8 protein-coding genes are annotated in these 9513 nt (G+C 72.3%); 4 read left to right on the forward strand and 4 right to left on the reverse strand.

Annotated features, from left to right (window positions below):
- Positions 1-331 precede the first annotated feature (331 nt).
- A complete protein-coding gene (locus ACFW2E_RS32625; RefSeq protein WP_384471210.1) occupies positions 332-2551 on the forward strand; it encodes an NADP-dependent isocitrate dehydrogenase in 2220 nt (739 codons plus the stop codon).
- A 443-nt stretch (positions 2552-2994) separates the two neighbouring features.
- Here ACFW2E_RS32625 and ACFW2E_RS32630 read toward each other — a convergent pair whose 3' ends face one another.
- Positions 2995-3336: a DUF5713 family protein gene (locus ACFW2E_RS32630; protein ID WP_384471213.1), complete on the reverse strand. Its 342-nt coding sequence runs from the start codon at positions 3334-3336 to the stop codon at positions 2995-2997.
- A gap of 48 nt (positions 3337-3384) precedes the next feature.
- Between ACFW2E_RS32630 and ACFW2E_RS32635 the strand changes: the two genes are divergently transcribed.
- Together ACFW2E_RS32635 and ACFW2E_RS32640 are read left to right on the forward strand one after the other, a co-directional pair.
- Positions 3385-4218, forward strand: coding sequence for an N-formylglutamate amidohydrolase (locus ACFW2E_RS32635; RefSeq protein WP_384471216.1), 834 nt, complete (start codon positions 3385-3387; stop codon positions 4216-4218).
- 72 nt (positions 4219-4290) lie between these two features.
- Entirely contained in the window at positions 4291-5520 is a 1230-nt protein-coding gene (locus ACFW2E_RS32640; RefSeq protein WP_384471219.1) for a cytochrome P450, read from the forward strand.
- Positions 5521-5550: 30 nt separating this feature from the next.
- On the opposite strand, the gene ACFW2E_RS32645 is transcribed toward ACFW2E_RS32640, so the two are convergent.
- The 3 genes from ACFW2E_RS32645 to ACFW2E_RS32655 are packed head-to-tail and all read right to left on the reverse strand — an operon-like array spanning position 5551 to position 8137.
- Positions 5551-6042, reverse strand: a complete 492-nt coding sequence (locus tag ACFW2E_RS32645) for a hypothetical protein (RefSeq protein WP_384471231.1) — start codon at positions 6040-6042, stop codon at positions 5551-5553.
- A 23-nt stretch (positions 6043-6065) separates the two neighbouring features.
- A complete protein-coding gene (locus ACFW2E_RS32650; protein WP_384471222.1) occupies positions 6066-6704 on the reverse strand; it encodes an RNA polymerase sigma factor in 639 nt (212 codons plus the stop codon).
- Positions 6701-8137 carry a S8/S53 family peptidase gene (locus ACFW2E_RS32655; RefSeq protein ID WP_384471225.1) on the reverse strand — a complete coding sequence of 479 codons (1437 nt, stop codon included), beginning with the start codon at positions 8135-8137 and terminating at the stop codon, positions 6701-6703. The genes ACFW2E_RS32650 and ACFW2E_RS32655 overlap by 4 nt, the downstream gene beginning before the upstream one ends.
- Positions 8138-8269: 132 nt before the next feature.
- Here ACFW2E_RS32655 and ACFW2E_RS32660 point away from each other — a divergent pair.
- Positions 8270-9513: tetratricopeptide repeat protein (locus ACFW2E_RS32660; protein WP_384471228.1), on the forward strand; the 1244-nt coding region annotated here is incomplete at its 3' end.

The raw sequence follows: 9513 nt of genomic DNA on the forward strand, positions 1-9513 counted from the left end.
CCCGTGTCCTGTCCCGTGCCGGGCCGCGCGTGGGCCGTGGTGGCCGCGGTCAGTGCCGTCGCCGTGCCGATCAGGAGGGCGGCCGGGGCCGTCACTCGGGTGCGATATCTCATGGTCCGCTTTCGCTCGGGCGGCCGGGTGGTCGGGTCCGGCCGTCGGTGAAATGGGCGATCGCCGGTGAAGGGGGCGATCGTCTTGTCATGACCCCCTGAATCACGGATTCGGTTGCCCGGCCCCGCGACTTACCGAGTCGCGGACCCCTGTCGAGCCGGGGACGGTCACGAGATATCTTGATGTCGAGCAATGTTGCAGACGTGGAGCGGAGCACCCGGTGACTGACTCGACCATCATCTATACACACACTGACGAGGCCCCGGCCCTGGCGACGTATTCGTTCCTGCCGGTGATCCGGGCGTACGCCTCGCCGGCCGGTGTGCCCGTGGAGACCCGCGACATCTCGCTGGCCGGGCGCATCATCGCCGTCTTCCCGGAGTACCTGAACGAGGACCAGCGCATCCCCGACGCGCTGTCCGAGCTGGGCGAGCTGGCCAAGACCCCCGCGGCCAACATCATCAAGCTGCCGAACATCTCGGCGTCCATCCCGCAGCTGAGGGCCGCCGTCGCCGAGCTGCAGGGCAAGGGCTACGCGCTTCCGGACTACCCGGACGACCCCAAGACCGACGAGGAGCGCGAGATCCGCGCCCGCTACGACAAGATCAAGGGCTCCGCCGTCAACCCGGTCCTGCGCGAGGGCAACTCCGACCGCCGCGCCCCCGCCTCGGTCAAGAACTACGCCAAGACGCACCCGCACCGCATGGGCGCCTGGGCCTCGGACTCGAAGACCAACGTCGCGACCATGGGTGCCGACGACTTCCGCTCCACCGAGAAGTCCGCGGTCGTCTCCCGGCCCGGCACGCTGCGCATCGAGCTCAAGGGTGACGACGGCTCCACCACCGTCCTGCGCGAGTCCGTACCGGTCCTCGAGGGCGAGGTCGTCGACGCCTCCGTGATGCGCGTCGCCGCCCTGCGCGAGTTCCTCACGGCGCAGGTCGCCCGTGCCAAGGAGGAGGGCGTCCTCTTCTCCGTGCACCTGAAGGCCACGATGATGAAGGTCTCCGACCCCATCGTCTTCGGTCACGTGGTGCGCGCCTTCTTCCCGAAGACGTTCGCGAAGTACGGCGAGACGTTCGCCGCGGCCGGTCTGACCCCGAACGACGGTCTGGGCGGCATCTTCAAGGGCCTGGAGTCCCTGCCGAACGGTGACGAGATCAAGGCCTCCTTCGACGCCGAGCTCGCCGAGGGCCCCGCGCTGGCGATGGTCGACTCGGACAAGGGCATCACCAACCTGCACGTGCCGTCGGACGTCATCGTCGACGCCTCGATGCCGGCGATGATCCGCACCTCCGGTCACATGTGGGGCGCGGACGGCCAGGAGGCCGACACCCTCGCGGTCCTGCCGGACTCGTCCTACGCCGGCGTCTACCAGGCCGTGATCGAGGACTGCCGCGCGAACGGCGCCTACGACCCGGCGGCCATGGGCTCCGTCCCGAACGTCGGCCTCATGGCGCAGAAGGCCGAGGAGTACGGCAGCCACGACAAGACCTTCGAGATCCCGGTCACCGGCACCGTCCGCCTGGTCGACGAGGCCGGCGACGTGGTCCTGGAGCAGACCGTCTCCGCCGGCGACATCTTCCGTGCCTGCCAGACCAAGGACGCGCCGATCAGGGACTGGGTGAAGCTCGCCGTCACCCGCGCCCGCGCCACCGGCGACCCGGCCGTGTTCTGGCTGGACGAGACCCGCGCCCACGACGCGCAGCTGATCGCCAAGGTCAAGCAGTACCTGACGGAGCACGACACCGACGGCCTGGACATCCGCATCCTGGCCCCCGTCGAGGCCACCAAGCTGTCGGTCGAGCGCATCCGCCGCGGCGAGAACACCATCTCGGTGACCGGCAACGTGCTGCGCGACTACCTGACCGACCTGTTCCCGATCCTGGAGCTGGGCACCAGCGCCAAGATGCTGTCGGTCGTCCCGCTGATGGCGGGCGGCGGCCTGTTCGAGACCGGGGCGGGCGGCTCGGCGCCCAAGCACGTGCAGCAGTTGGTCAAGGAGAACTACCTGCGCTGGGACTCCCTCGGCGAGTTCTTCGCCCTGGTGCCGTCCCTGGAGCAGTTCGCGAAGACCACCGGCAACGCCCGCGCCCAGGTCCTCGCCGACACCCTCGACCGCGCCACGGCGACGTTCCTCAACGAGGACAAGTCCCCGACACGTCGCGTCGGCGGCATCGACAACCGCGGCAGCCACTTCTTCCTGTCCCTCTACTGGGCGCAGGAGCTGGCGCAGCAGACCGACGACGCGGACCTCGCCAAGGCGTTCGCGGCGCTCGCCGAGACCCTCGCGGCCAACGAGCAGAAGATCGTCGACGAGCTGATCGCGGTCCAGGGCTCCCCGGCCGACATCGGCGGCTACTACCAGCCGGAGAAGGCCAAGGCCGACGCGGTCATGCGTCCGTCGGCCACCTGGAACGAGGCGCTCGCCTCCCTGAGCTGACGCCCGGCGGCGCACGCGCCGTCGTCGTGAGCGGGCCCGCCCCGGCCGGTACCCCCGGCCGGGGCGGTGTCATGCCCGGGGTTTGTGAACCGCGCGTGACAGCACGGGCGAGCGGCTGGGGGAACGGCCGTGTCCCGGCGCGTATCCGCACGTCGGCTCCCGCGCACGAGAGGCCCCCGACGGCCGGTCCCGCCCACCGGGGCGTCAGCCTCCCGCTCCCCGCGCTGCCCCTGAACGCCCACCGCCGTGCGGTGCAGGCGCTGCCCGGACTCGGCTGCACCGACGTGTGGACCTACGAGGGCGGCGGCGTCGACCCGTTCACACCACTCGCCGCGGCCGCCGCCCGGCAGCCCCGGCCGCGCCCGGGCACGGGGTCGTCCCGGTCCGGGACCTGCCGGCCCGGCTGCGCCGGCGCCGCTCGTCGGGGAGATCCCGGGCGGGCCTCACCAGTCCCGCGTGGCGATCAGTTCCTCCACGTCCGCGTCGGCGAATCCGTAGGCATGGGCGAGGAACCGGAAGTCCCCGGCCATCTCCTCACGGGCCACGGTCTCGATGTCGCTGTCGGCCGCCTCGAACTCGGCCTGCAGGTCGTTGAACTCCTCCGTGGCCGCCTGGGTCAGCACGTACAGCGCGGTCAGGCCGGCGGGCCGCTCCGTCTCGATGCGCTCGCACAGGCGCAGCAGGATCTCCCTGCCGCCGTCCACGACGTGATCGGGACAGTAGTCGTCCCGGTACAGGCCCCGCAGAAACCGATGGGCCGTCACCTGCTCGTTGCTGATCGGCATGCTGCCGCTGCCCCTCCTCGCCGGTCCCCTCGTGTGGCACCTTTGATCATGCACCACGCCACTGACAACGCCCCGGAGCAGCCCATGCCCCTTCCCGCACCGCCCTTCGAACTCCTGTCCGGTGCCGACGACTCTTCGGTGATCCTTCACGTGCCGCACTCCTCGCGGGAGATACCGCCCGCCGTGCGCAAGGGCATCGTGCTGGACGACGCGGCCCTGGAGCGGGAGCTCGACCACATCGTCGACGCGCACACGGCAAAGATCGCGGAGGCGGCGGCGGAGCTCGCCGGGGTGACGCCCTGGCGGTTCGTGAACCGGCTGTCGCGGCTCGTCGTCGACCCTGAGCGGTTCCCGGACGAGCGGGAGGAGATGCTGTCCGTCGGGATGGGGGCCGTCTACACCCGGACCACGCACCGTGCTCCCCTGCGCTCCGAGGATCTCGACGCGCAGCCGCTGATCGAGCGTTACTTCCGGCCGTACGCAGGGGCGATGACCGAGGCGGTGCGCGACCGGCTCGCGGCCACCGGGCGGGCCGTGGTGATCGACATCCACTCCTACCCGACCGAGCGGCTGCCCTACGAGCTGCACGGTGACGGCCCGCGGCCGCCGGTCTGCGTGGGAACCGACGCCTTCCACACCCCGGCCGCGCTGGCAGAGCTGGCCCGCGAGGCGTTCGCCGCGTGTGGGGAGACGGGACTCGACAGCCCATTCAGCGGGGCCTACGTGCCACTGGAGTTCTACGGCAAGGACCCCCGGGTCGGCGCGCTGATGGTGGAGATCCGCCGGGACACGTACATGACCGAGCCCGGCGGGCCGGCCGGGCCGGGGCTGTCCCGGCTCGTGGCGGCGCTGGCGGTCCTGGTCGACGGCGTCGGCCGCTGACCTGCGGCCGCCGACCTCCGGCTGGCGCACTCCCGCAGGACAGGAGGCGGCCGTCGTAGGAGGCTGGAGGGCATGATCGAGGAGATGGGCACGCTCACCGGCCCGGCGACGCCGCCCGTGCGGGACTGGCCCGCCCTCGACCTGGAGGGGACGGAGTTCGACCCGGTTCTCGCGGACCTCATGCACGAGGGCCCGCTGACCCGCATCCGTCTTCCGTTCGGCGACGGCTGGGCGTGGCTGGCCACCAGCTACGAGGACGTCAGGGCGATCACGAACGATCCCCGGTTCAGCCGCGCGGAGGTCACCCGGCGCCAGGTGACACGGCTGGCCCCGCACTTCAAGCCGCGACCGGGTTCGCTGGCCTTCGCCGACCAGCCCGACCACAACCGGCTGCGCAAGCCGGTCGCCGGTGTGTTCACCCTGGCGGCGATGAAACGGCTGCGGCCCCGCGCGCAGGAGATCCTCGACGAGATGACGGACGGGATCGTCCGGAACGGACCGCCCGCCGATCTGATCGAGCGGCTGCTGGAGCCCTTCCCGATCGTCGTGGTCAGCGAGGTCATGGGTGTGCCCGCCGCCGACCGTGAGCGGGTGCACGCCTGGACGCGGCAGATCATCTCCACCTCCGGCGGGGCCGAGGCGGCCGACCGGGCGAAGAACGGGCTGTACGGGTGGATCACGGAGACGGTCCGGGGCCGTGCCGACAGTACCGACGACTCGGTGTACTCCCTGCTCGGCGCCGCGGTGGCCCGGGGCGGGATCAGCGAGGAGGAGGCGGTCGGGCTGGCGGGGCCGCTGCAGATCGGCGGCGAGGCCGTCACGCACAACTGCGGCCAGATGCTGTTCTTGATGCTCACCCGGCCCGAGCTGCTGGACCGGATGCTCTCCCGCCCCGAGGCGCGCGGCACCGTCGTGGACGAGCTGCTGCGCTACATTCCGCACCGCAGCACGGTCGGCCTGGCGCGCGTCGCCCTGGAGGACGTCGAGCTGGGCGGCGTGCGGATCGGCGCGGGCGAGCCGGTCTACGTCTCCTATCTGGCCGCGAACCGCGACCCGGAGGTGTTCCCGGACCCGGACCGCATCGACCCCGACCGCGACCCGAACCCGCACCTGGCCTTCGGCAACGGCCCGCACTACTGCACGGGCGCCGTCCTCGGCCGGCTGCTGACCGAACTCCTGGTCGACACCGTCCTGGACCGGCTGCCGGGGTTGCGTCTGGCCGTCCCGGCCGACGAGGTGGTCTGGCGCCGCAAGACCATGATCCGCGGCCCGCAGACCCTCCCCGTGACCTGGTCCCGGTGACGGCGGGCACACCGCCCCCACGGCCGCCGCTCAGGCCCTGAGCCACTCCGTCACGATCACGTCCCCGCCGGCCCGCAACCGCAGCGCGAACGGACCCGTGGGTGGCGCGGCGCTGGTGAAGCGGCCCATCGCGTCGACGGGGACCTGGGCGGCCGCCTGCGGGCCGCCGAGCACCTCGATGCGGGCCGGCTGCGGCGGCAGCACCTGGCCCATCAGGCCCTCGCCGGTGACTTCGACGTCGACGGTCAGTTCACCCGCGCGGAAGGTCAGCATCCGCGGCGGGTCGGTCGCCCCCCGCACGGGGATGGCGTCGACCAGGGAGTCGAAGGCCAGCTCCGCGATCTGCGCGTCCAGGTCGTGCAACGCGTAAGCCTCGATGGCCAGTTGGCGCAGTTCGGTGGGGACGGGGTCCAGGATGGCCGCCGCCCGGCGCAGCTCCTCCTCCAGAAGAGCGACGTCGAAGTCCACGTCCTCGCCGTCGGCCTCGTCCGCGGCGAAGCCGTCGCCGTCCATGCCGTGCATGCCGTCCATGCCGTTGGTGCCGCTCACTTCGTCCCCCGTGCGTCCAGTCGTGCCCTCAGCCTGCGCAGACAGCGCTGGCGCAGCGGTCCGATGCTGCCCACCGCGATGCCCAGTGCGGCGGACACCTCGACGTAGCTCGGCGGTGGCGAGGTCATCAGGACCCGCAGCAACTGACGGCAGCGCTCGCCGAGTTCCTCGAACTCCTGCCACAGCCGGCGGATGCGCTCGGCCTCGGCGGCCGCCTCCTCGGAATCGATCAGCGACTGCTCGGGCGTGCGGTCCTCGCTGACCCGGTCCAGGACCTGCGGGTCGTCGGTCGGCATCAGCCGCGTCAGGCCCCTGATCACCTTCAGGCACTCGTGCCGCGCCGTGCTGGCCAGCCAGGACCCCGCCTTGTCCGGTTCCCGGATCCGGCCGAGGTGCTGGGCGAAGCGGAACCACACGGTCTGGTACACCTCGTGGCCGTCGGCGTCGGAGAGCCGGTGCGCGCGCACGACGGACCACACCAGTGGACTCAATCCTTCAACGAGCGCCTTCCAGGCCGCCGCATCACCGTCGACGGCGGACTGGACCAACGCGCCGACCTCTGCTCGGTCCACGGCCTCACCCCTCGTGTACGGCATGTCATCGTACGCCGTGGAGGGGATGGTTCCGGCCCTCATGCCGGAGGTGCCAGTCGCACGACGGGGACCGGGTGCCAGGTCGGCGGGCGGAGCGCAGGTACGTGCGCCCCGCGCACCTCCGCGTACTCGGTGTTGGTCTCGAGGAGTTGCTTGCGCGCCGCGCGCGGGTCGCACTCCTTGTGCGCCGTCATGTGGGAGGCCACCAGCCCGGCGGCGACGGGCGTCGCGAACGACGTCCCGCTCCACTGCGCGAACCCCTCGAACATCACCTGGTCGGGCTTGCCCGCGGCGCTCTCCCGCTCCTCGCTCAACACGCCGGTGTGGCGCGGGTACTGGCAGGTGCAGGCGTAGGTGAAGCCGAACCGGCAGGCGTCGTACGTGGAGTGCTGGTACACGTACGGCACGGGCGTGTCGAAGCCGGTGAAGGCACTGGTGAGGCGCTCGCCGGGGGCGTAGACCTTCACCCAGGAGCCGTGGTTGCTGAAGCAGGCGCCGAACTCGCCGTCGCCGCGCAGGGCGCCGACCGACAGAACGACGTCCTCGTAGTCGGGCAGGGAGGCGTAGGCGGCGGGCCAGAACGGCGTGGCGCTGGCGTTGTTGCCGGCCGCGGCGACCAACAGGGTCCCCTGGGAGCGCAGTTCCCGCATGAAGGCGTCGACGCCGAGCAGACCGTCGGTGCGGCCGTTGGAGGTGCCCGCGGAGAGGCTGATGATGTCGGGCCAGCCGCCCCGGTCGACGGCCTCGAAGAGCTTGGCGCCGAACTCGGACTCCAGGACGGCGCCCGCGTCGTTGAGGGTGTTGCGGACGGTCACGTCGGTGTTGGGCGCCACGGCCGCGACCAGCCCGGCGATGAACGTGCCGTGTCCGACGTACTGCTGCAGCACACCCGCGTCGTCGGTCTCCCTGACCTGGCCGTCGCCGTCGGTGTGGCTGAGCAGCGGGTAGGAGCGGTAGTCGCGCATGAGCCCGGTGTCGATGACGAGGACCCCGACGGCCGTGTCCTGGTCGTACGGCGTCTCGGCGGCCGCCGGGTTGGGTGGCTGGGTGAGTGGGACGGGTACGGGTTCGTCCCCGGGACAGGCGTTCACCGCGATCGAGACCACGTGGTTGCGGCTGACCAGCCGGCGTCCGTGGCGTCCCTCCGCCTCGCGCATGGCCCGCAGCGCGTGCGCGACGGCACGGTCGCCGCTGCGGTCGCCGTGACCGGGGTCGCCGACCTGGATGCGGGTGATGCCGGTCCGGTTGGTCTCCGGGCCCGCCCGGCGCACATGGTCGGCGACCAGTCCGGTCGTCTCGGTGAAGTGCGCGCGCACGGTGTCCTCGACGGCTCGTGCCTCCTCGCCGTCGCGCGCCAGGACGACGCCCTTCTCGTAGAAGAACTCGGCGGAGTCGTCCGGCCCCATCGCCAGGGGGACGTCGGGCATCGAGCGCTGGATCTGGTCGAACTGCTCGTGGAATCGCTGGGGTGCCATGGCGTGTCCTCCCACTGAGGCGGCGGTCGTCAGTCAGAGCGGCGGAACCATCGATTGATACAGCCGACGGAGACCGCACCAAACCCGTCTGACGTGTAGGACGTACATCCGCAGGCCACTACCATCCGAGGGGTGACAGCGGGAAGCGACTCGGTTCTCGAACTGCTGCCGATGGTGTTCGCCGCCCCCAACGAGGCGCTGGCACGGGCGGAGTTGGTGCTCCACGCCGATCCGTCGCCGTTGCACGCCTCCGTCGCGCACCAGGTGATCGGCATCTGGCAGCGGGACTTCGGCGACATGCGCGTCGCGCTGCGCCATCTCCGGCGCGCCCGGGACCTGGCGGCCCGCGCGGAGTCGCCCGACCGGGAGGCGGACGTCCTCGCCACGCTGGGGGTCGCATTGGTGCACGCGGGGCGCACGCGGCAGGGGCTGGCCGCGTTCGAGCGCGGTGTCGCGCGCGGGAGCGGACACACCCGGGCCCGGGTCCTGTACCGCCGCGCCTACGTCTGGTGGGTGCTGGGCCATCACAAGGAGGCGCTGGAGGACGTACGCCGGGCCATACCCGTGCTGCGGCAGGCGGACGACGTGATCTGGACGGCGCGGGCGCTGACCCTGCGTGCCACCGTCCATCTGGCCCTGGGCGCGGTGGACCGGGCCGACGCCGACTTCACCGCGGCCGAGCGGCTGTGGGACACCACCGGGCAGGAGCACGACAAGGCGGACGCGGTGGAGAGCCGGGGCCTGACCGCGTTCCGGTCGGGTGACATCCCGGCGGCGCTGCGGCTGCTGGACGAGGCCGAGGAACGGTACGCCAAGCTCGGCACGCCGACCTTCATGCTGTACGTCCGGCGCTGCGAGGTGCTGATGGCCGCCGGGCTGGCCCCGGAGGCGCTGGCCGAGGCGGACGCGGCGATCGCGGTGCTGGACGAGATCGGCGGCCAGTCCACCCGCAAGGCCGAGTTGCTGCTCGCCGCCGCGCGGGCCGCCCGGTCGGCGGGGGACCCGCACACCGCCATCGCCCGTGCCGCCGTCGCCGTACGGCTGTTCGCCGGGCAGCGGCGCACCTGGTGGGAGACGCACGCCCGGCTGGTGATGATCGAGGCCCGGGTCGCCGCCGGTCGCCGTTCGGGGCGGCTGGTCGCGGACGCGGCCGCGGTCGCCGAGCGGCTCGCGTCCTTCGGCTCGCCGTCCGCGCCGGAGGCCTCCCTGCTCGCGGGCCGGATCGCGCTCGCGCTGGGCTGGACGGCGGACGCGGAGCGGCATCTGGCCGTGGCCGCGCGCAGCCGGCACGGCGGGCCGCCGCTCGCGCGGATGACGGGCTGGGCGGCACAGGCGCTGCGGGCGCGGGCGGCCGGTTCGGGGCGGGGTGTCCTGGC

Source organism: Streptomyces sp. NPDC058964, from assembly GCF_042741275.1.
Taxonomy (GTDB): domain Bacteria; phylum Actinomycetota; class Actinomycetes; order Streptomycetales; family Streptomycetaceae; genus Streptomyces.